Origin of the sequence: Mesorhizobium abyssinicae, from assembly GCF_049887195.1 — a bacterium.
GTDB classification, from domain to species: Bacteria; Pseudomonadota; Alphaproteobacteria; order Rhizobiales; family Rhizobiaceae; genus Mesorhizobium; species Mesorhizobium abyssinicae.
Genome location: NZ_JARAKC010000019.1, coordinates 23275 through 45479 on the forward strand (window position 1 = coordinate 23275; position 22205 = coordinate 45479).

Sequence of the window (22205 nt, forward strand, 5' to 3'; positions counted from 1 at the left end):
AATCGGTCCACGGCTTGCGGCTCAACTCAACCAGCATCTCACGCGGATAGCCGACGCGATGGCGGCGCGCTGATGGCCGGCTGCGACGACAGTTTCGACATCATAGTCGCCGGAGCCGGGCCGGTCGGACTTTCCTTCGCCGCATCGCTTGCAAAGAGCGATCTCAAAGTGGCGGTGGTTGAACCGCAGGCCCTGGAAAGGCTGGCGAATCCGCCTTTCGATGGTCGCGAGATCGCGCTGACCTACGCCTCGATCAGCATCCTTAGCGAGCTCGGCGCCTGGGACGCCATCTCCGCTTGTCACAAATCACCAGTGCAAGGCGCGCGCGTGCTCAACGGATCGAGTCCTTTCGCTCTGTGCTTCGATCCTCCAAGAGGATCTGCAGAACCACTCGGATTTCTAGTCCCAAATCGGCGGATCCGCGATGCCCTGTTCAAGATTGTCCGCTTGCACGGCCATGCCCAACTGCTATGCGGCCACTCCGTCGTTGGTGTAACCAACAGCCACAAAGGAGCGGTCGTAAAGCTTTCTGACGGCAGGCGGTTGACTGCTCGGCTTCTCGTTGCAGCGGATTCGCGTCTATCGCGCACGCGCGACCTGCTCGGCATCGCAGCCGACATCAATCGGCTTGGCAGCTCGATGTTGATTTGCCGGGTGAGGCACGAGCGCGCCCACCACCAGGTCGCAATCGAATGGTTCGATCACCATCAGACGATAGCGATGTTGCCGCTGATGGAAGGCGTGTCGTCGCTGCTTCTCACATTGCGCGCAAACGAGGCCAATAGACTTCTTGCTGTCGACGAGGATCTGTTCCTGATGGAATTGACGGACCGGTGTCGAGGGCGCCTCGGAAAAATGACCCTGGCAAGCACTCGCCATACCTATCCGCTGGTCACGACGTGGGCGCACAAGTTTTGGGCTCCGAGCGCTGCACTCATCGGCGACGCTGCCATTGGCATGCACCCGGTGACTGCGCATGGCTTCAACATCGGCCTCTGCAGTCAGAAGCAACTCGCCCGTAGAATCCTGACAGCACGTCGCGACCGTCGCGACATTGCCGATCCCGACATGCTCCACAGATACGAAAGCTGTCTTCGGCTGTCGGCGGCACCGCTCTATCATGCTACGAACCTACTCGTCGGACTCTACTCAGGCGAGCACGCGACGGCACGGCTTGCAAGGCATGTCGGGCTTCGCCTTGCCCAATATTTTCCCTTTGTCCGCCATGGCATTTCGGCCATGCTGAGGCGGTGAAACACAGGCATGGGTAGCTCCCTCCTGGCACGACGCCTTCTGCATCGCCGCTCGGTGGTGACGAAGCCGCCCGCGAGCGGGCTCTCAACGGCACTGAAGCGAGTGGTACGGCAGCGGAGGTCGGGTTGCCGAACACTTCGCCTGGTTCGAAAAAGCACCGATGACCACCGCTCTATCGAGCTGCACCAGGTTTCTGGACGTCACCTTTGCGTGCCCCGGCTCAAGCGGCCCCAGCCGATCTCCCCGCTACCGATCCTCACTAGGTACCGCGTCGCGCTCCTGCACGGTCCTGACAATTCCCATTTCACTGAGACGAAGGACAACGACATGCCGCATTCTCAAAAGTCCATGAAGGGTGGGACACGGTCTCTTTCGCCGCGCCGAAGCGAACCCAATCGGCCAACAGCAGCGGCCCGCGGTTCAGCGGCGAAGAAGTCAAGGCCCCACACTGATGTGCCGAATGAAAAAGTCAGTGAGCGTGCAAAGCGAGTCACCTTCAAGGCCGTCACCACTTCTTGTGTCCTGTTGTCGGCGCCATCGTTCGCTGCCGAGGGGAAGGGCCCATTTTACATCGACAATGGGATCATCGTGGTTTCGGGCGAAATCGGTCTTGCCGACATCAGGGCCCAGGACTTTGTCTACTGGACGGACAACGGCTGGCACAATCACAAGCTCAGCCAGCTGGATTGGAAGAGCATAGAGGTCAATCTGCTGTCGGTTGGCGTCAGTGCACGCATCGATAAGGACTGGAGCTTAAAGAGCAGATTCGATGTCGGTGTTGGCGGCGACGGGCACCTGCTCGATCGCGATTGGGCCAGCAAGCTCAACGACAGCTGGAGCGGCCGCGCGGTTATGCCCGATACCGATCTCGATCACTATTTCGCCGGTTCGATCGAGGTTGACCGGATCGTCGGCAGCAATGAAACCGGCAGTCTCGCGGTCGGTGCGGGCTTGCGCTATACCGATGTTAAGTGGACAGCCTATGGGGGATACGGCATCGAATCCAGCGGGGATCCGCTCTTTCGCGACCGACACGAAACCTGGTCGGGAGACCATAAAGTCATCAGCAATCGGCAGAAAATTCCGGTTGGCTTCGTGAGCCTGAGCGGCGAACAAGTCCTCGGCGACCTTAGCTTCAGTGGCGGCATTCGAGCTGGCCTGAGCATCGGCTTCGAGGACATAGACGACCACTGGGGTGAGCATCGCTTTTACAAGGACCTATACACAGCACCGACGATGGGAGCCGATATCGCGGTTAGTTACCCGGTAACGCCGTGCACCTCGCTGTATCTGCGTGGGTCCTTCGACCGGGTGTTTCACACCCGCGGCGACGAACAAAGCTTAGACACGGCCAAAGGGCAGTTGAAGGGCCCGTGGAAAGATAGTGTCGCAGCGACGTTCCAAGCCATGTCAGTCTCCCTTGGTCTCAAGGCCACCTTTTGAGGATGCTGACACATGCACCTTTGTCGAAGCGCCGGAGGAGGCCGAAACTGGGCGCTAGATTGCTTCCAGCCGTTGCCTCAGCCGAAGCGGCAGGCTCACCGAGTGACGTGTGCACGATCGCTGGGCGCCGGTGCGCTTACGACCCTTGACTTTCGGGCCGTGGTTTATCCATGGTCGCGCCAGCGCCGACAGCCTTGCCAAAGCCCGCTCCCGACGTACGATGATAGCAGGGTCGTTCACCGAACCTGTCTGGATTGCGCCACGCTTCACTTAGCTCGGACCCCCATCGGGGATGCCAGACATAGTGTCTGGCGGCCGACAAGCTGGCGCATCGCCGCAAACCACGCTTCGTCGCGAGGACGCGCTTTTCCGGGGGGCCGCTAAGATCGCATTTGTCGTGAGTGCGGCGCGGACGGTACCCGCCGCGGATCTTCACCGGCAGCGCGCTTCGTTATGCAAACTCAAGACAGTGAAGCCGTTAGATGTATGAAACGCTCGCGATGGAGGCTCGATTCCTCGGCCAAGACGCCAAATTCGGGCGGGGATTCCCCCACCAATCTCTAGTGGATCATGCTGCGCACCTCTTAGCACCACCGTCGCCGCCCCGCTGAAATCCGCCGGGCCTCCCTACCGCCGGTTCGATAATGATGATCGCCTCTGAAGAATGGTTCTTGTTGTCGAGCGCAGCGGTCTCCACCGACTTGCCGTGCTCTACCTTTTGCCAATGGCCGGCACGCGGCCGAGCGATGTCATAGGCATCGCATGCCTGCGCGACATGCTGGTCCCTGACGCCATACCGCCTTGCGATCTCGGTCATCGGTTTCGACCAGATCAACCGGTGAAGCTCGGCACGCGTCATTCTCAGCACGTTTCGTTCCCTCATATCAATCATCGGCAATGCCAGCCTGCTCTCGGCAGTTTACAAGCTCCACTGCCTTACCTGCACCATGTGAAGATTTTGTGGGTGCGCTCGGGTCGCGCCATCCATGAGCCTATCTTCTTGTGCGTGCCGCAGTGAAGCATCCAGTCCTATGGGTGAAGCGTAGAGAAAACAAAAATTGCCCGGTTATCTCGACAGGAACATACCGCGCTGGCGACGTGGGGCGAGCCGTTTCGATCGGACATGGAGTAATCGATTTTCCTGGCCGATGCGGAATTAACTATCGTTTCAAGAGCGGCAGAACCCTTGTAAATGCAGCAAAATTTGTCCAAACGGGCGTCCCAGAACCGGTCAGACGGCCAGCTGTTAACAGGAGTGGATATGATCTTTCGATTGAAGGAGCGCTTCGGCCGAAGGTTCGAAGAAGAAGTGCAATTCTTCAGGTGCTGGCAAAAGGACATGAAGGGCGTGGGCGCGCTCATGCCGACGTCTGTGCACGCGGCTCGCCGCATGGCAAGTGTGGTCAGGCCAGAGTCCGGACTACCGGTTCTTGAGCTCGGCGCCGGGACCGGTGTCATCACCAACGCCATTCTGGAACGGGGCGTTGAGCCGCGGCAGCTGATTTCGATCGAGTATTCCAGGGATTTCTAACAGCGGCTGAAGCGGCGCTTTCCAGAAGTCGATGTCCGGCTGGGGACGTGTTTTTTCTGGATGAAGCCCTGGCGGAGCGAAAGGCCGAACAGTTCGATTGCGTCATCAGCGCAGTGCCGATGCTGAGCTTTCCGATGGAGCGGCGCGTCGCCTTGCTTGAGGACTTGCTGGCGCGCATTCCTGCAGGTGCGCCCGTCATCCAAATCACCTACGGACCGTTGTCGCCGGTGATCAAGATGCCGAACCGCTACGTCGTGTCCCACTATGATTTCGTCGTTCGAAATATTCCGCCCGCACAGCTTTGGACCTATCGTCGAGCAGTCTGATTTCGTCCGGGTACATCGGGCCACCCCGGTGGTGACAAGCCGCGAGCCCGGTCCTATGTTCTAGGCCGCGCAGCAACCGACCCTGCTCATTTACACCCGCCCACAAGGGCTCGAACCGCCGCCAAACTTTACCCATGCTCCAAGCGCCCATGCGTCGGAACCACTGAATGACGTTGATCGCCCATTTGTACCGTCTTATTCATACAGAAGCATTGTTCATCCTCCTATCCCGCCAGAGACAACATGAGCAGATACAAAGATCATCGCCAACCACGTCGGCATAGAGGTGAGGACGAGCCGTTTGCAGAGGCGGCTTTCGTGCCGAGCTTCTTTCAGCACCCTTCTCCTGTGGCCGCCAACCCTGTCGAGGCGCAGGTGAAGTGGTTCAATGCGGGTAAAGGATTTGGTTTCGTTAAAGCCTCGGACGGCACCGAAGCCTATCTGCCGCTCCGCGTGCTGGAAGCTGCCGGAAGCCGCGATGTGGCGGACGGAGCGTGTCTCAAGGTTACCTTGGAAGCGACGCGTAAGGGACATCAAGTCGCACAAGTGTTGGAGATCATGGAAGCGAGTCGGACGCCGACCCCGGCGAGTGCCGCTGAAACTTCATCTTTCCGCCCGAGTGAGCGCGACGAAACCGCAGGGACTGTAAAGTGGTACAATCGCGAAAAAGGTTTTGGCTTCATCGCCCCTGAAACCGGAGGAAAGGACGTTTTCGTGCATGCCTCCGCGCTGTCGCGCTCCGGGCTCAGCGATCTGGCGGAGGGGCAGAAGGTGATTTTCGAACAAGGACAGGGCAAGAAAGGCGCGGAGGTTCAAAGCCTTCGCCTTGGCTAGTCTATCGCGAGCGCCGCGTGCGGCAGCAATGCTGCGACTGTCTCGCTCCACATTCGACCGGAGCATGCGCCGGAAGGTTCGACGGCGGCCGGCACGCGACCGCGCTTGGAAGAGAAGCTCGCGCTTTTAAGGGAATTCATATGGCTTTCAGCAAATACACCGGCATTTTCACGTCAGGCGAGCTGGCTTTTCTCCAGCGGATCTTTGATCGGCTGTGCGATGAGCATCACCTCGCTCTCCAAGAGCAGGGCCAAAGAGACCAACTTGCCCGTGAGATCATCCAAACGTTCGAGAGTGGCGTCACCGATGAAGTTGAGTTCAGGCAGCTCATTTCAAAGCGTCGCAAAGCTGGAGCGTAAAGCTGGGCGGGGCGCGTTGTTAAACGCGAACCAATCGGTTGTCGGTTGCCCCGGCCTCGTTCAGCGCAAAGACCGCTGCGCTCCCCCGAATTCATGTCGTTCATGCCATTGGCCATGAACGCCGCGGATTGAACCGCGACAAGCCGCCGGACTCGATGCTTGGTCTCGGCAAAAGATTGCTGCCATATGCGTCGGCCGCAAGGCGGCCGAAATGTAGCTGGCAGCCGTCGGGCAGGCGCTCGCGGCAGGCCTTTAGGACCTGCCGACGGAGCGCCCGCCCGGTGATAACGCGATGCAAGGTGCTCACTGCCGGCGCGCTTTCGAATTGCGCCGGCCCCGGAAAATCAACGTTTCTTCGCGCGCGACTTTGCCACCGCTGACGTGGTTGCAGCGGCAGCGGTGGGAGTTCCCCGTTTCCGCTTGGGCTCTGGTGTCGCTTCTGATGGCTTTCGGCCCAGACCGGCTGCTTTGGCCAAAGCAGAACGGGCGGCAGCATAGTTGGGGGCCACCATGGGATAATCAGCAGGCAATTTCCATTTGTGCCGATACTCATCTGGAGTGAGATTATAATGGGTGCTGAGATGACGCTTCAGCGACTTGAATTTCTTCCCATCCTCGAGGCAGACGATATAGTCCGCGGCGACGGATTTTTTTATCGCAACCGCCGGCTCCTGCTTGACCACCGTTTCGGTCTCGGGATTGCTGATCCGCTGCAAGGCAGCGTGAGTATCACCGATCAGCTTTGGTAGCTCCGCCACCGGAAGCGGATTGTTCGACACATATGCGGAAACGATGTCGGCAGCGAGTGATATGAAATCCTCCTGCTGTCCAGCGGATGCGTTCATGGTGCTTTCCTTGTGTCCATAAGTTTCTTTGGCCCCCCTTTGTGCAGTTTGTGCAAGTACATTGTCGAGATGGCATTTTCAACCGATTAATGAGACCTGTTCAGGAGCGTGTTTGCAAAAATAGCTCATTGATTGTTTGAGCGTCACCGCGCATTATGGCGCCGGGTGGGGCTATGGCAGAATTACCGAATGTTGCAGAATTCGACTTTGTGGTGGAGATTCCGCCGCAATTCGACAAGTATGTCGATTCCGCAATGCTTCGGCTCCAAGTTCACCATCCTGCGTGGCGCATCGCCAGACTTGACGGCGCGATCTCGATAGGCGTGTCGGGCGGTCTTGCCGAAGAGGAGCTTCGCAAGACTGTTTTGTATACCGTCTACCGCGAAAAGATCTATGCGGAGACGCTAGTGATGCGCCAGGCGCTCATGAGCGCGGTCACCAGTCGATGAATGTCTGGCCCTTGAAGTTCCGCGAGACGTCCGACGGTTCGATGCTGTTTTGTGATGACGCCGGCGGATTCTTCAAAGCCGGTCACAGCTTTCTTGATCGATATGCCGGCAACGACCTCTCCGTCGCCGATGTGGCCTTCCTCAAAGAAGGAGGGCATGGCTTCGACACGGATTTGGACCTTGCCTGGACATCGTTCGCCTACAGGTGGGCACGACGACAGTCCAAACCGCAAAGCATGAATTACGTCATTCTCGTTCCTACGCTCAGGTGCAATCTTACCTGCGCCTACTGCCAGGTCTCCCGAGCACCTTTGAACGCCCGTGGCTTCGATTGGTCGGACGCGACCCTTTCAGGCGTTCTTGCGTTCCTCGATGGTTTGCAGGGCCAAGACATCAAGATCGAGTTCCAGGGCGGCGAGCCTTTGTTGCGGGTCGATCTGCTAGAAACTGTCCGGGCCTTCTGTCGGGAAAGATTTCCGCGGCCCCAGTTCGTGGTCTGCACGAACTTGCAAGATTTGGGTGCGCGCGCATGGGCATTCCTGGATGCTCAAGATACTCTCATCAGCACCTCGCTGGATGGCGATCGGATGACGCATGAGCGTCAGCGCACCCACGCTAGCAAAGTCACCGAAGCCTTCTTTGACAATCTCGAAAGGGCCGTCGGTCGCTACCCTGCGGGCAAGGTTTCGGCTCTGCCAACGATCGACGTGGCCAATCCGCCCGATTTCGCAGGCCTCCTCGACAATTACGAGCGGTATGGAATCCGATCTGTCTACCTGCGCCCGATAAACCACCAGGGGTTCGCTCGCAGACTAGACCAAGGCGAGAACGTCCTTGCTCGATGGAATCGCCTCCATTCGGAATTCATCGACCTGCTTATCGCCCGCAATCACCGGACCGGGCGCTTCATGGAGGAATACTACTTCAGCCAGTGCTTGAAGCGTGTGCTTAGAGTTGGCGCCGACAACCACGTGGACATACGCAACCCAAACTTCTTTGCCTCCGACTATATCGTCATCGACCATGACGGCCGCTTCTACCCGACCGACGAAGCCCGCATGCTGTCCAGGATTGGCCGCATGGATCTTAGTATCGGCGATCTAGGGACAGGAATCGACCGGGCGAAGGTAGAACTCCTCAATTCCGGGACGTTCAACCACTTCGATCCGGATTGCATCCATTGCCCCTATCAACCGTTCTGCGGCACTGATGTGATCGATGACATTTCACGTTATGGACGGATCGACATTCCAAGGCCCGACACATGGTTCTGCGGACGGCACTTGTCGCTCTTCGACAAAGTCTTCGAGGTTGTCTACCGCAATGACGAGCCGGCCCGTGCCTCAGTGGCAGCGTGGCTCGGCGTGAACGCCTGGAGCAGCGATTTGGTGCCGGTGCATTCATGATCCCGCTGCGCATCAAGGTGGAGGCGAACGCGGATGTGCCTTTTGTCGTACGGCTTCGCTCGTTTGAAGCTGAAGGCTTGCAGCCCACATCTCGGCAGATGCATCCCTTCGAGGCAGCGTTGAAGCGCGTCAGTACGGAGGGTGCCGAGTACGTAGGCGAGGGCGGCTCAATACGGGTTCTTGGGATCGACCCCTCCAGGATCGACGGGGACGTCTTGCTGGTCAATCCGCGACGAGGAACCGCCGATCGCCTTATCCGTAGCACCTCGCCGCACAACACCTTCCTGGTTACCGAGAGATGCGACCAGGTCTGCCTGATGTGCTCCCAGCCACCCAAGAAGCACCACGTGGACCTGTTTCCATATTTCCAGGCCGCGGCGCTGCTTGCTCCCGAAGGGACGACGATCGGGATCTCCGGTGGGGAGCCAACGCTTTTCAAGGCTCAGCTATTTGCGTTTCTTGAGAGCGTCATGGACGCACGCCCGGACCTGTCTTTCCATGTACTGACGAACGGCCAGCATTTCAGTGAAGATGATTGGGGTGCGATGAACCGTATCGACCGGCGCAGGGTGGTTTGGGGAATCCCTCTTTACTCAAGCGAGGCGGCTGTTCATGACCAGATAGTTGGCAAATCAGGTGCATACGCGCAGCTGATGGACAATCTCGCGCTGCTGTGCCGTTTCGGCGCCTTGATAGAATTGCGCACCGTGTTGATGCGCCCGAATGCACCCGGGCTGCCTCGATTGGCGAGGTTCGTTGCGACTGCTCTGCCGTTCATACAGACATGGGCGCTCATGCAGATGGAGAATATCGGCTTTGGCCGAATGAACTGGAAGGCGCTTTTCTACGACAGTTCACGAGGCTTCGACTTCGTTGGTCAATCGATTGATTTCGTCAGAAGCCGCGGGATCAACGCACAACTCTACAACTTTCCGCTCTGCAGCGTCCCGGAGGCGTACCGCCATCTGGCGCCCCCCACCATCTCCGACTGGAAACGTGCCTATCGGGAAAGGTGCGAAGGATGCTCGATGAAGCCCGCGTGTGGAGGATTTTTCGAATGGCATCCGCGTGATCACGGATACAGCAACTTGGGAGTTCTCCAATGAAGAAGCGGTTGTTCGCGATACCATCGCTCCTCGCGGCAGGGTTCCTGCCGGTCAATGCGCAGGCTGCTGTCGTGAAGCCAACGTTAGACGGCGATCCCGCCAAGAGAAGAGCACTGTTCGATATCTTCAAGCTTGACCACCTGTACACGTTGGCTGGGCATAGCAGTCACAGCTCGCACAGCAGCCACCTCTCGCATTCAAGCCATCGCTCCTCGACGGGGGGGTATTCTTACATCCCGCCGGCAAACCCGACGCCCAGCGAACCTGCACAGCTGTATAGTGCTCCAGCGGCGCCGGCGCCGAGCTATCAGCCGCCCACTACCACACCCGCGCCCGCACCGCTCAAAACTCTTCCAGGCAATGCCTACCGGTTTAAGGAAATCGTTCAAGAAGTTGAATTCGCTTTGCTTGCGTTCGGTTACTATACCGGCGAGGTAGACGGTGAAATGAGTCCCGAATTGAGGGCGGGGCTCCAGCGCATGCAGACCGACTATGGCTTGAAGGTGACCGGTACTATCACCCCCGAAACACTGACCGCGCTGAGGATAGAAGCGCGCTAACGATGCCCGCTTCCCAGAGCGATTGATCGTCTAGAGAAGGCGTCGACCCGCTCCAATCCGTTGCTTTCGAGCAGCTGCGGTCGAAAACTGTTTCACATTTTTTCTGATTGCTCCAAGCATCTCCTTATGGGCGCGGCCCGCAGTGCCGTAAAACTGGGCTTTCGGCTACGGGCCGATGCCACAGCGATTTCTGCCACCATAGGGCCGCGGGTTCTCCAGGACGCGGCCGACAATATCCCCATTCTTACTTCCCGCCGTCTTTGGACAAAACAGGAGACAAGAGTTTCACTTTGGACAGCCTCATGCGGGTCAGCCTTTGCGCTGAATTCGCCTCCCGGCCCGCATCGATCAGGAAGATCACGGTCATCAGGTCGATCAGAAATTCGTCCACCGCCTCAGCGATCGCCTGGGAGCCGCCTCTGTGGTGACTGAGCAATGCGCGGGCTTCCTCGACTGCAGTTGCTCCGCCGGCCTCAATCAGCGCCTCGATTTTTTTGAAGCAATCCAATTTGCAATCCCCGCTAAGCGCCCAACAATGGCGCTTCTAAGAAAAGGTTCCAAGCTGAAGCAACGATCTATCTCGGTGGAGAAGGATAAGTCCGCAACTTTACAACCGTCCCGCTGTAAGCGCAGGGCGGCCGGGTGGTTGAGCACGTGGCAAACTGATCCGACGGTTGCGATAGTGCTCGGCCTCCCGCTCCGGCTGGCGCGCGCGCTGCGTTGGCCGCACACTGACGATTTCTTGCGCCGCCCACGTCGCGAAGCGCGTCTCGGCTGGACAAGGATGCGGTCTCTTTTGCAACTGGGTTTTCCAAGCAGGCCAGGCGGTGGAAAGCTCCCCCCTTGCTTTCAATCGTTTTATTCCGGTAAAGCTCGGCGCCGCAATGTGCCTCAAGGGCCACACGGTTCAACAGCGGTCATTGCGTCGGGATAAATGGGGAAGGACTCATGAGGCGGCAACTCCGACCGTTTATTGTAGAAGTCAGACAGAAGCGCAATCATCAAAAAATTGACCGTTCCATTTGGGCCGGGGTCGATCTGTCAAAAGCTTTCGCTGAGACCACAGGGCAACTCGAGGCCGACAACCCGCCGAATCAAAACCTTATTGACTCCAATTCCGTGACGCTTGATGCTGAACCGGCTCAAAAAGAAGAGGCGGAGCGTCATATGGCAGATCTAGAGCAGACGAATTCACTAGAAGTCGCTGCGAAAGTCGCAGCGGCACCAGATCCCAATAAGAAAGCCCGGCGCCCCCGCAACGCAAAGACAGAAGCAAAGCTGGGTGCCCGCAAGAATGGCGCCGCGCAAGCCACTGAAGCCGGTAAAGCGGCAAAACCCGTTCGTATTGCCCGCAAGATTTACTCCGGGGAAGAGCGCGCACAAAAGCTGAGCCAAATCGAGAAGCTTATCAGTGGTGGGGGCACTCTCAAGAGCGCCGTAAAGCAAGCCGGTACAACGGAGCAGACTTATTATCAGTGGAAGAAGAAGGCTCCGGCACCTGCGCAGGCGGGTGACGATCTGAAGGATCTTCTTGCGCTCGAGGAAGAAAACAAGAGACTGAGGAACCTGCTTGCGGAACGCTTGCGCAAAGAGAATGCGGAGCTAAAGAAAAGGCTGGGGCTGCAATAAGGCAAGTCCGAGTTCTGCTCACCCAGTTGAAGGCCAGCGCCGCGGGGCGCGAGGTAGCATGATCTGCTGCGCGCGTTCGGTCTCAATGAGTGGCCGAGCTTCCAATCGGCTGCAGCCCGCATAGAGTTCAGATCCTTGACGTGTAATGACGTGTCGGAACGTACCCTGTAATTGCCGACAGTTTCATACATGACCGAATCCGTTGAAACCTCTAAGCGCGACCTTGCCGTCAGTTTGATGACCGCCATGGGAGCATGAGCCTGTCGGATTTGAGCGGGCTATCAAACCGATTGCGCCAGCGAACCCGCTCGGGCTCATGGAGCATTCATCGCTTCCGCTCTGTCGAAGCCATTGAGCTTGTAGACAAAGGTCGAGACCAGCCAGCAGAGGACAAGTATTCCGACAACGATGTAGCCGAAGATGGTTAGGTCGCCATTGACGTTGCCAACGACATTCCACACCCTTCCTTGCAAGCTCAGCCTGTCGGCAAGCAGTCCAAGCGACTCGATACCGCCGATGAAGATGGCGACCACAACGGATGCGGCCGTAATCGTCATGTTGTACCAGAGCTTGCGTATGGGATTCACAAATGCCCAACCGTAAGCGCGGGTCATCAGCACGCTGTCGATCGTGTCCAAGAGCGACATGCCGGCGGTGAACAGAGCCGGAAAGACCAATATCGTCCAGAAGGACGTACCGGCTGCTGCCTGCGCCGCCGAAATGCCGAGCAGTCCGATTTCGGTTGCGGTGTCGAAGCCGAGTCCGAACAGAAAGCCGACCGGGTACATATGCCATGAGCGTGTGACGACGCGAAACATTGGCCGGAAAATGCGGGCGAAGAAGCCGCGTCCGGCCAGCAGCGCCTCCAGATCCTCCTCGACCATAGGCTCGCCGCGTCGAGCTTTCGAAAAGGTCTGCCAGATGCCTTTGAGGATGAAGAGGTTCGCGATGCCAATGGCGAGCAGGAATAGGGCCGAGATGCAGGTTCCAATGATGCCGCCTATTTCGTGAAACCTTTCCAGCCGGCCTTGAAGGGCCGCGGCCGTCCCGGCGATCGCCAAAGATGCCAGCACGACGATCGTGGAATGGCCGAGCGAAAAGAACAGACCAGCCGAGAAGGGAGCCTTCTTCTCCTGCATCAGCTTGCGCACGACATTATCGATCGCAGCGATATGGTCGGCGTCGAAAGCATGCCTCAGCCCAAACGTATAAGCGAGCAAGGCGGTGCCGAGCAGGCGGGATGATGGGAAAAGGCAAACCAGGCCCATGCCCAGGCGCCCATGTTGGCCGCGATCAGAAAAACGCAAGTGAGCACCGTCTTGCAGCGCAGATGATCGGGCCGGTCATCAAATAGATTGGCAATCATGATCTATGCCCCACTCGCGTAGCGCGCACCCGTGGCCAAGGACGACCAATCACCTGCGCAATCTTTTTGGCTTTTGCCTACTTTTTGTCTGCGGCGGACGCAATCGCAGATGACCGACCGAGGGATCGCCGATGGCTCCGCAGCCAGCTGTACCACTGGTCGACACCCTCGCCGTTGCGCACCGACAAAGCTATCGCCTCGATTGCCGGGTTGACTGCCCGTGCATTGGCCAGTGCGACATCCATCTCAAAATCGACATAGGGCAAGAGGTCGGTCTTGCTGATGACCAGGAGGTCGGCTGCCTGGAACATGTTCGGATATTTGAGCGGCTTGTCCTGTCCCTCAGTTACCGAGAGAACGATGACCTTCGCATCCTCGCCGAGGTCAAACAGCGCCGGGCAGACGAGATTGCCGACATTTTCGATCAGCACCATCGCGCCGCTAGGTGGTCTCAGCTCCTGGAGAGCCTGCGCAACCATGTTAGCCTCAAGGTGGCATCCCGTTCCAGTGTTGACCTGAACCGCCGCTGCCCCGGCGGCTCGAATGCGTTCGCCGTCATTGGCGGTGGCCTGATCGCCTTCGATGACGAAGATCGGGATTTCGTCCTTGAGGTCCTGAATTGTCCGTTCCAACAGCGTCGTCTTGCCGGCGCCGGGCGAGCTGACGATGTTCAATGCTAGGATTTCCCGCCCCTCGAACCAGCCTCGGTTGCGCATGGCGAGCGTGTCGTTCTTGGCAAGCAAGCGGGCCTCAAGCTCGACGACAGTCGTCCCGCGCCCATGGCCATGATGATGCTCATGGCCGTCATGCTCGTGGTGATGATGCAGGCTGTCACCCTCATCGTCATGAGAATGGTCGTGGCTGTGCGTATGATCTCCGTGCACGTGGCCGTGATCGTGGTCGTGCACATGCCCATCGCCATGGTGGTGGGAATGCGAATGGCCATGGTCATGCTCATGATCGTCGTAATGGTGGCCAGGGTCCTCACTGGTGTGACCGCCCAACGGCCGGACCATGCCCGTCTGTAAATTCAGCATCGTGGCGTTGGTGTTTGATCCGCATCCACAGGTCGCGCACATCAGGCAGCCTCCTCAAGTTCCATTTCCCTGATCTTCAGTTCCTCGCCAGCCAGCCGCTCAAGCAATCGCGAGCCGCAGCCACAGGCCTGGTAGAGCGCGGAAGTTTCGAATTCGGCGCCGCAGCCGCGACAGCGGCAGCGGCCGATGATTTCTCTGATCTCGAGCAACGCACCTTCAAGCGCCGTCCCCTTCGAGACGACATCGAAGCAAAAGGCCAGCGCATCCGGCATGACCCCGGCAAGACGCCCGACATCGAGCGTAACGCGTCTGACACGGCGGCCCTTCGCTGCGTCCTCCACGATCGAAACGATGTTTCGGGTGATGCCGAGTTCGTGCATGGCTCCTCAACAAATCCGCGGCAATTGCTCGCCGACCAACATGTCGACGATGCGCTTGCCACCGAATGCGGTCTTCATCGTCACGCGTCCGGCTTCCCCGGGATAAGCGTGCCCAATGAGCATGGCGCATGCGCCGAGGGCGTGCTCACGCATCGCGGCCAGCGCCGCATCGATCTCGGCCGGTGGAACAGCGAGGACGATCTTACCTTCATTGGCGAGATAGAGGGGGTCGAGACCAAGGATCTCGCAAAAGCCGCGGACCTCTTCACGCAGCGGCGTCGCCGCTTCCTCAATTTCGATCGCGACGCCCGATGCCTCGGCCATTTCGTTGAGCACAGTAGCGATGCCGCCGCGCGTCGCATCTCGGATGGTGCGCGTTCCGGGAGCCGCTTTCAAAATCACATCGATGAGCCCGTGCAGCGGCGCGCAATCGCTCTCGATCTCCGTTTCCAGGGCAAGATCGCCGCGCGCCGCTAGGATTGCCGCGCCGTGATCGCCGAGGAGACCGTTGACCAATATGCCGTCGCCCCGCCTGATGGCGCCAATGGCAAGTTCGATCCCCACCGGGATCACACCCACGCCTGTCGTGGTGATGAACAGCTTATCGCAGGCGCCGCGCTGCACGACTTTCGTGTCCCCGGTGACAATCGCGACGCCCGCCTGCCGCGCTGCAGCGGCCATCGACTGGGCGACGCGACGCAGTTCGTCAATCTTCATGCCTTCCTCGATGACGACCGCGCAGGACAGGTAGAGCGGCTTGGCGCCGCCCACGGCAAGGTCGTTGACAGTGCCGAAGACCGCCAGCTTGCCGATGTCGCCGCCGGGGAAGAACAGTGGATCAACGACAAACGAATCGGTCGTGAAGGCAAGCCTGTCGCCCTGAGCAGCCAGCGCGGCGAGCTCGAAACGCGCCTGGTCTTCAAGCGCCTGCGGCTCGGCAGACGCAAAGGCGCTGACGAAGACATCGTCAATCAAGTCCTTCATCGCCTTGCCGCCACCGCCATGAGCAAGCGTCACGGCGGGCACGTGGATACGGCCGAGCTTGCGGGGAGGGGGAGACATGAGGTTCATGGCGCAGCCGGCACCGTGTCGGGCCGTTCCTGCCTCTTCACGCCGCCATATTGATAATAGGCCGCGCAGGCACCCTCGGGCGAAACCATCAACGCACCAAGGGGCATTTCGGGCGTGCAGAGCGTGCCGAATACCTTGCACTGCCAGGGTTTGAGCACCCCTTTCAGAACCTCACCGCACTGGCATGATTTCGGATCGGCGATCTTGATGTTGGGAATGGCGAACTTGCGCTCGGCGTCAAAGCGAGCATATTCATCGCGCACCCTGACCCCGGAATGGTCGATGGAGCCCAGCCCGCGCCATTCGAAGAACTCCCGCAGCTCATAAACCTTTCCCACGGCCGCCAGCGCAGGATCATTTCCCGCTTCGGGCACGATGCGCGTGTACTGGTTCTCGATCTCGGCGCGGCCCTCCTTGATCTGCTTCAGGATCATCCAGATCGACTGCAGCACGTCGAGCGGTTCGAAGCCGGCGACAACCATAGGACGCCGGTAGAAGTTGGCGATGAACTCGTAAGGGGCCGTGCCGATCACCATCGAAACATGGCCGGGCCCGAGGAAGCCATCGAGATGGAGATCGGGGCTGTCCAGGATCGCTTTGATCGTCGGCACGATGGTTATGTGGTTGCAGAAAACCGAGAAGTTCTCGATGCCGTCGGCTTCCGCCTGCAGCACGGTGAGCGCAGTGGAGGGCATGGTGGTCTCGAAGCCGAGGCCAAAGAACACCAGCTCGCGGTCGGGGTTCTTGCGCGCCAGCGCCAGCGCGTCCGTCGGCGAGTACACCATGCGCACGTCGGCGCCGTCGGCCTTGGCCTGCATCAGGCTCTTGCGCGAACCTGGCACGCGCATCGCATCCCCGAACGTCGTGAAGATAACACCTGCCTGTTCGGCGATGGCCACGCAGTCGTCGACCCGTCCCATCGGCAGCACGCAGACCGGGCAGCCCGGCCCGTGGACGAGCTCGATTGCTGGCGGGAGCATGCCCTCCAACCCGTATCGAAAGATCGAGTGCGTATGCCCGCCGCAGACTTCCATGATGTTGAGCGGTCGGTGCTTCGTCACCTCGATTTGGTCGCACAACTTCTCGATCTCACGCACAAGCGCTACGGCCTTGTCGCGTTCGCGGAATTCGTCGGCAAATTTCATTGGACTTTTTCCTTCCTAGCCGCGGAGCCGCGATCATCGGCGAGCAGCGTGTGCACGAGGTCCCACATGATGTGGTACGCCGCGACGTGGCACTCCTGGATGCGGTGGATCGAGGTCGACGGCACGATCAGACAATGGTCTACGGCGCCGGAAGACTTCATCTTGCCGCCGTCGCCGCCCGCGAGTCCGATCGTGGCAACGCCTATCTCCTTGGCCTTTTCGAAGGCGGCAATGAGGTTCTGGGAATTGCCACTGGTCGAGATGCCGATCAGGGCATCTCCCTTGCGCGCATGCGCGACGAACTGGCGCACGAACACATGATCGAAGCCAAGATCGTTACCGACGGCCGAAATCATGGCAAGGTCGGCGACAAGGTTGGTTGCGGCAAGTGCCGGCCGCCCCGCCGTGACCGGATGAACGAATTCCACCGCGACATGGCTCGCGTCACAACTCGAGCCGCCATTGCCCATCGAAAAGAGATGACCCGCGCTGGAGTAGACATCGGCCAGCGTGCGCGCGGCGGCCATAAGAATCTCGGCCTGACCGCCGAAGAATGCCTCATTCGTTTCGCGCGAATCGCGTGCCTTTTCGGCCACCGAATGCAGCAGGGCCGTCTGCAGCTTGGCGGGATCCTGTGTCTTGCCGTGATGAAACGGATAGAGCCCGCTTAATGTGCCTTCATTCGACATAGCTGATCTGCCTAGTGAAGGGCGGATTGACGCATTGCCTCAATTTCTGCCTGCGCCTCGCCAAGTTCTGTCAGGATCTTTAGCGTCTCAGCCGCCTCGTTCTCATCGATACGGCTCATCGCAAAGCCCACATGGACAAGTACCCAGTCGCCGACGCAGCTCTCCACCGGGTGCTCGGCGTCGACGATGCAGGCGATGTTGATCTGACGCCGGACGCCGCTCACGTCGACGGTTGCAAGCTTACGCCCGGCATCGTCGATCCTTATGATCCGTCCTGGAATACCGAGGCACATGGGCTTCCTCCTTCTGACCCGACTTTGCCGGCGACCATAGAATGCGCGGCGGCGACTATCGCCTGACCGAGCGCGACGCCACCATCCCCGGCGGGCACCTCGGCGTGGGTGAGGACTTTGAAATCCATCTCCTCAAGCCGGCGCAGGGTCTCCTCGAGCAGGATGCGGTTATGGAAGCACCCGCCCGAAAGGACGACGGTGTCAAAGCGCGGACCCTGCTCGTCGTCGCGGCGCGAAAGTTTCAGCGTCATCGCTGCGAGCGTTTTGGCCAGTCCCTTGTGGAATCGCGCCGCCATTACGCCCGCGGGTGTATGCAAGATCAGATCGCCGAGCAGCGCATTCCACATGGCAAGTGGCTCGATGTAGGGCAGGCCGCTGCCCTTCAGATTGCGGATCGTGAAAGGATAGACGAGTTCGTCGCCCTCTTCGGTCATGGCTTTTGGACAAACGATCGCCTCCAGCCGCATCGCGGCCTCCCCTTCATAAGCCTGGTGCTCAAAACAGATGCCGAGCGCGGCCGCGACAGCGTCGAAGAGCCGGCCGCATGAGGATGCCGGCGCGGAGTTGACGCCTCCCTTGATCATGGCATCGAGCGTGACGCGCGGCTTGTCTGCAAGCGATTGAAACACTCCAAGCTCACTGAAATTCATCGCAAGCTGGGGCCAGCTCATCTCGGCCATGAGGTGCGCGTAAAGATTGCGCCAAGGTTCTCGCGAGGCCTGCGCGCCGCCAAGCATCCCCACGGGTTTGAACGTGCCGAGCCTGTCGAAACCGCGATAGTCGGCAAGCATGAACTCGCCGCCCCAGATTTCGCCCGCAGCTCCCAAACCGAGGCCATCGAGAGCGATGCCGAGCACCCCGGGTGCATCCAACGGCCTGTCGTTTTCGGCCAGGCAAGCCGCTATGTGCGCATGGTGATGCTGCACCTCGAAAAGCGGAAGGCCTTGTGAATGCGCGCGGTGACGGGCCAGCTTGCTCGAGACATATTCGGGGTGCCTGTCGCAGGCCAGCGCATCTGGCCGATGATCGAACAGATCGCGAAAAAGTGCGAGGTTCTTGCGGTAGTTGTCGAAGGTCGCCGCGTTCTCCAGATCGCCCTGGTGCTGCGAGAGCACCGCGCGGCCGTCCTTGACCATGCAGAAGGTTGCCTTCATCTGCGGGCCGAAGGCAAGGACCTGCGGTGCGGACTCGAAACCGCGCGGCAACCGAATCGAGGCCGGCGCATAGCCACGCGCGCGACGAAGCATCCGTGCCTTTCCAGCGGCCAGACGCACCACGCTGTCGTCAACGCGGTTAGCGATGTCGCGGTCGTGGATCAGCGCGAAAGGCGCGATCGCCCCCAGCTTTGCCGCCGCTTCGGCATCACCGGTCACCTGCGGTTCTTCGGAAAGATTGCCGCTGGTCATCACCACGGGACGCTTCATGCGGCGGAACAACAACACGTGCAGAGGCGTCGAAGGCAGCATGAAGCCGTAGCTCGCCATGCCTGGCGCGACGCTTTCGGGCAGACGCCGCGGCGCTGCAGCATCAAACAGCACGATCGGGGCGGCGGCGGAGCGTAGCGCCTGTTCTTCCCCAGGCGAGACTACGCAGTATTTGCGGATCACCTCTATGTCGCGCGCCATCAGCGCAAAGGGCTTGCGCTCGCGCCGCTTCAATTGCCTTAGCCGGTCGACTGCATCGGCGCGCGTAGCGTCGCAGGCCAGCTGATAGCCACCGAGCGCCTTGATGGCGACGATCGCGCCCTTCTGTATCAGGCTCATCGCGGCATCGACGTCATCGAGCATGGAGTGCTGCTCGTAACTCACCGCGCGTCCGTCGAAGCGGATCAGCCTCGCCTTCGGTCCGCAGGCGTGACATGCGATCGGTTCGGCGTGAAAGCGCCGGTCAGTCGGGTCGCCATATTCTGCGGCGCAATCGGCACAAAATGGAAACGGCGCCATGGTGGTCGAGGCACGGTCGTAGGGCACGCCTTTAACAATGGTCAGGCGAGGGCCGCAATGGGTGCAGTTGGTAAAGGGATAACGATAGCGGCGCGCGAAGGGGTCGAGCACCTCGGCCGCGCAAGCGGCGCAAATGCCCGCGTCCGGCGAGATCTCCGTACGAGTTTCGCCGGTCGTGCTTGCGATGATCCTGAAGCCTTGGCCCAGCCCGCCGACGAAAGGCGCCACCTCGATCGCCTCGATGGTCGCCAGTGGCGGCGGCTCGCCCCGCAACTGCTCGACAAGACGAGCAATAGCGTTGAGTGGTCCGCGCACCCGGATCAAAACCCCCTCGCCATCGTTCAGCACTTCACCATCGAGCAGAGCCTCTTGTGCGAAGCGCCACACCGTCGGACGAAAGCCGACCCCTTGCACGCGGCCGCGCACACGGATCTGCACACTTTCGTGCCGGTCCGCGGCCTGCCGGGCGGCGAGGGCCGTCATGGCGCCGGCTTCCAAAGCAGCACGCGGTTGTTCCCGGTGTCGGCCACCGCGATCAGGTCCTCATGAACCGCGATCGCGAAGGGCCAGCAGAGACTGTCGCGGGTGGCCGCCTTCCAGCGATTATCCCCCTTGAGGCTGAAGCCGTTCTGCCCTGCTAGCATGGTTGCCGGAGCGTCCATATCGAGGTCCGCGAGCGGGAAACCGACGATGCGCGAATTTGCGGTATCGGCGCAAATCAGCGTGCCTTCGCGAGCGGCGATGCCATAGGGCATCTGCAAAGCCCGCTCGCTCGGGTCGTATGCGGCGCGATTATGATCGATGGCCTGAAAGTTCTTCTGGCCGAGAATGAAACTCGCCGGCGCGCCGTCTGCATTGGGCATGCCGTTCCAGGCCATGATTCGGCTGTCTCCAGCATCGGCGACAAAAGTCCTGCCGCTGGTCACTGCAACCGTATGCGGCCACCGCATGCCGGAAGCACTTGCGCCGGATCCGGCGTTGTCGTCGCGTGCGAACATGTCAGGCTGACCGAATACCAGATCCGCCGGCTGGCCGTTTGTCTCGGGCAAGGCGTTCCAGATCAGAACGCGTCGGTTGCCAGTATCGGCCACGAAAAGACGACCGTCCGCAATCGTCACGCCATAGCACCAGTTGAGCGTATCGGGGCCCGCCCGGCGCTCCCCGCGATTGGCAAGTCCGCCGCCGAAGTCTTTCTGCCCGAGCACCAGGTCCGCCGGCTGGTTGGAGTGCTCGGGCAGCGACGTCCAGATCAGGACGCGGTGGTTCCACGCGTCCGCCACGGCCAGGACGCGACCGTCGCTCGCAACGCCGGTCGGCATGTTCAAAGTCGCGGGTCCGGGTTTGTCTCCAGCATTGCGTCCTTCCGTGAAGAAGTCCGGCTGGCCGATGACGAAGTCCGCCGGCGTGTTGTCGGCTTGCGGCAGCTGCCGCCAACCGAGCAGCCTATGATGACCGGTGTCGGCCACAAGGAACGCACCGCCCGGGGCGAAGCAGACGCCGCGCGGCCCAAACAATGTCGAGGGATTGGGAGTGATCGGCACCGGCAAGCCATTCGCGGCGACATGGTGGCCGAGCACGATGCTGGCGCCCGCAGGATCGAGCAGCGGCGCGGCCGGCAACGGTACCGCGCAAGCCGGACGGAAAGCGGATGCGAGCGAGACGCGCGTCATTTGGCGAGCCTCACCTCGACCCGGTTGCCGATCACCTTGACCATGTGCGGCTGGAGTTGCACCTCGGGAGCAGTGAGGCATTCGCCGCTGGCAAGATCATAGCGGAAGGCGTGCCACGGGCAGGTCACGATGCCGTCCTCGACCGCGCCGCCATCAATTTTCAGGCCTAGATGGGCGCAGGCATTCTGGAAGCAGGAAACAACCGCCCCCTGCCGAGACAAAATCACGTTTTCGCCGCCGACCACCTGGCGGAGCATGCCACCCTGCGGGATCTCGTCGAGCCGGCAGACCGGATGCCAGCCGTCCACCGCACCGAGCGCGAAGGGACTGACAAAACGCACGCTGTCGTTGGCGCCGGCACCTGATCCTTTGACTTGGAGGATGTCGGTGATTTCCGGGCAGGCCTCCTCTACCGCCTTTTTGACCCCGGCATGGAAGGTCAAGGCCGAGGCAGGACACCCGTCACAGGCCCCGGTGAAGCGCACCTCAATGGATGGCGGGCGCACCGATACGAGTTGGACATCGCCTCCATGCGAAGCAAGCATAGGACGCACACCGTCGAGCGCTACCTCGACGCGTTCGCTCAGGCTCGGCTTGAGGATGTTGTGGTGTCGCAGCACGGCATAGACGATCTCGTCAGCGGCCGCCGTCTTCATCGCCTGGAGCGCTGCCGGATCATCTTTCAGAGCACGGATCAGACGCCGGGCCTCGCCCTGGAGGTCTTCTATCGCGCGCCGGTAGGCTTCCGCGGCAGACCGCTGCGCCTCGTCCCAGGAAGCAAACAGCGCTTCCAGCCGCTCGATATCCCCGGTGTATCCTGCGAGTGTATCGCGTTGGGTCGGAACGAGATCGACGGCGTTCATCTGCCC

At 60.2% G+C, this 22205-nt stretch carries 21 protein-coding genes and 2 pseudogenes; 10 read left to right on the forward strand and 13 right to left on the reverse strand.

Going from position 1 to position 22205, the window contains the following annotated elements; genetic code table 11:
• Positions 1-72 precede the first annotated feature (72 nt).
• Positions 73-1254, forward strand: coding sequence for a 5-demethoxyubiquinol-8 5-hydroxylase UbiM (gene ubiM / locus PU724_RS27170; RefSeq protein WP_354424598.1), 1182 nt, complete (start codon positions 73-75; stop codon positions 1252-1254).
• A 327-nt stretch (positions 1255-1581) separates the two neighbouring features.
• Positions 1582-2697, forward strand: a complete 1116-nt coding sequence (locus PU724_RS27175; RefSeq protein ID WP_354424596.1) for an omptin family outer membrane protease — start codon at positions 1582-1584, stop codon at positions 2695-2697.
• A 568-nt stretch (positions 2698-3265) separates the two neighbouring features.
• Here PU724_RS27175 and PU724_RS27180 read toward each other — a convergent pair.
• Positions 3266-3556 (reverse strand): hypothetical protein, encoded by a 291-nt coding sequence (locus PU724_RS27180; RefSeq protein WP_426213687.1) that lies wholly within the window; start codon positions 3554-3556, stop codon positions 3266-3268.
• A 402-nt stretch (positions 3557-3958) separates the two neighbouring features.
• Between PU724_RS27180 and pmtA the strand changes: the two are divergent.
• From pmtA to PU724_RS27195, 3 genes and pseudogenes are all read left to right on the forward strand, one after another.
• Positions 3959-4554: pseudogene (pmtA, locus tag PU724_RS27185) on the forward strand (phospholipid N-methyltransferase PmtA).
• Positions 4555-4797: 243 nt separating this feature from the next.
• Positions 4798-5388: a cold-shock protein gene (locus PU724_RS27190; RefSeq protein WP_354424592.1), complete on the forward strand. Its 591-nt coding sequence runs from the start codon at positions 4798-4800 to the stop codon at positions 5386-5388.
• A 140-nt stretch (positions 5389-5528) separates the two neighbouring features.
• The gene (locus PU724_RS27195) at positions 5529-5747 is read left to right on the forward strand and encodes a hypothetical protein (protein ID WP_354424590.1); all 219 of its coding nucleotides are present in this window, start codon (positions 5529-5531) and stop codon (positions 5745-5747) included.
• Positions 5748-6091: 344 nt separating this feature from the next.
• Here PU724_RS27195 and PU724_RS27200 read toward each other — a convergent pair whose 3' ends face one another.
• Positions 6092-6592, reverse strand: coding sequence for a Ros/MucR family transcriptional regulator (locus PU724_RS27200; protein WP_354424588.1), 501 nt, complete (start codon positions 6590-6592; stop codon positions 6092-6094).
• 173 nt (positions 6593-6765) lie between these two features.
• On the opposite strand from PU724_RS27200, the gene PU724_RS27205 reads away from it, so the two are divergent.
• The 4 genes from PU724_RS27205 to hxsA are packed head-to-tail and all read left to right on the forward strand — an operon-like array spanning position 6766 to position 10113.
• On the forward strand, positions 6766-7041 hold the full coding sequence (locus tag PU724_RS27205) for a hypothetical protein (RefSeq protein ID WP_354424586.1): 276 nt from the start codon (positions 6766-6768) through the stop codon (positions 7039-7041).
• On the forward strand, positions 7038-8447 hold the full coding sequence (gene hxsB, locus PU724_RS27210) for a His-Xaa-Ser system radical SAM maturase HxsB (RefSeq protein ID WP_354424584.1): 1410 nt from the start codon (positions 7038-7040) through the stop codon (positions 8445-8447). The genes PU724_RS27205 and hxsB overlap by 4 nt, the downstream gene beginning before the upstream one ends.
• Positions 8444-9553 carry a His-Xaa-Ser system radical SAM maturase HxsC gene (gene hxsC, locus PU724_RS27215; RefSeq protein ID WP_354424582.1) on the forward strand — a complete coding sequence of 370 codons (1110 nt, stop codon included), beginning with the start codon at positions 8444-8446 and terminating at the stop codon, positions 9551-9553. Before hxsB ends, hxsC begins: the two co-directional genes overlap by 4 nt.
• Positions 9550-10113 (forward strand): His-Xaa-Ser repeat protein HxsA, encoded by a 564-nt coding sequence (gene hxsA / locus PU724_RS27220; RefSeq protein ID WP_354424581.1) that lies wholly within the window; start codon positions 9550-9552, stop codon positions 10111-10113. The genes hxsC and hxsA overlap by 4 nt, the downstream gene beginning before the upstream one ends.
• Before the next feature lie 244 nt (positions 10114-10357).
• On the opposite strand, the gene PU724_RS27225 is transcribed toward hxsA, so the two are convergent.
• Complete coding sequence (locus PU724_RS27225) at positions 10358-10621, reverse strand: hypothetical protein (RefSeq protein WP_354424579.1); 264 nt, start codon at positions 10619-10621, stop codon at positions 10358-10360.
• A 440-nt stretch (positions 10622-11061) separates the two neighbouring features.
• On the opposite strand from PU724_RS27225, the gene PU724_RS27230 reads away from it, so the two are divergent.
• Positions 11062-11742, forward strand: a complete 681-nt coding sequence (locus PU724_RS27230) for a transposase (RefSeq protein WP_354424577.1) — start codon at positions 11062-11064, stop codon at positions 11740-11742.
• 314 nt (positions 11743-12056) lie between these two features.
• Here PU724_RS27230 and PU724_RS27235 read toward each other — a convergent pair.
• The 10 genes and pseudogenes from PU724_RS27235 to PU724_RS27280 all read right to left on the reverse strand — a co-directional run bounded on the left by PU724_RS27235 (position 12057) and on the right by PU724_RS27280 (position 22199).
• Positions 12057-13108: pseudogene (locus PU724_RS27235) on the reverse strand (HoxN/HupN/NixA family nickel/cobalt transporter).
• 77 nt (positions 13109-13185) lie between these two features.
• Entirely contained in the window at positions 13186-14187 is a 1002-nt protein-coding gene (gene hypB, locus PU724_RS27240; RefSeq protein ID WP_354424575.1) for a hydrogenase nickel incorporation protein HypB, read from the reverse strand.
• On the reverse strand, positions 14187-14525 hold the full coding sequence (locus tag PU724_RS27245; protein WP_354424574.1) for a hydrogenase maturation nickel metallochaperone HypA/HybF: 339 nt from the start codon (positions 14523-14525) through the stop codon (positions 14187-14189). Before PU724_RS27245 ends, hypB begins: the two co-directional genes overlap by 1 nt.
• Positions 14526-14531: 6 nt before the next feature.
• Positions 14532-15596, reverse strand: coding sequence for a hydrogenase expression/formation protein HypE (hypE, locus tag PU724_RS27250; RefSeq protein ID WP_354424572.1), 1065 nt, complete (start codon positions 15594-15596; stop codon positions 14532-14534).
• On the reverse strand, positions 15593-16741 hold the full coding sequence (gene hypD / locus PU724_RS27255) for a hydrogenase formation protein HypD (RefSeq protein ID WP_354424570.1): 1149 nt from the start codon (positions 16739-16741) through the stop codon (positions 15593-15595). Before hypD ends, hypE begins: the two co-directional genes overlap by 4 nt.
• A complete protein-coding gene (locus PU724_RS27260) occupies positions 16738-17430 on the reverse strand; it encodes a D-sedoheptulose-7-phosphate isomerase (protein ID WP_354424568.1) in 693 nt (230 codons plus the stop codon). The genes hypD and PU724_RS27260 overlap by 4 nt, the downstream gene beginning before the upstream one ends.
• 11 nt (positions 17431-17441) lie before the next feature.
• Positions 17442-17723: a HypC/HybG/HupF family hydrogenase formation chaperone gene (locus PU724_RS27265; RefSeq protein ID WP_126092853.1), complete on the reverse strand. Its 282-nt coding sequence runs from the start codon at positions 17721-17723 to the stop codon at positions 17442-17444.
• Entirely contained in the window at positions 17693-20149 is a 2457-nt protein-coding gene (hypF, locus tag PU724_RS27270) for a carbamoyltransferase HypF (protein WP_354424565.1), read from the reverse strand. Before hypF ends, PU724_RS27265 begins: the two co-directional genes overlap by 31 nt.
• Positions 20146-21336, reverse strand: a complete 1191-nt coding sequence (locus tag PU724_RS27275; protein ID WP_354424564.1) for an NHL repeat-containing protein — start codon at positions 21334-21336, stop codon at positions 20146-20148. Before PU724_RS27275 ends, hypF begins: the two co-directional genes overlap by 4 nt.
• The gene (locus PU724_RS27280; RefSeq protein WP_354424563.1) at positions 21333-22199 is read right to left on the reverse strand and encodes a NifU family protein; all 867 of its coding nucleotides are present in this window, start codon (positions 22197-22199) and stop codon (positions 21333-21335) included. The genes PU724_RS27275 and PU724_RS27280 overlap by 4 nt, the downstream gene beginning before the upstream one ends.
• Between the last annotated feature and the right edge of the window lie 6 nt (positions 22200-22205).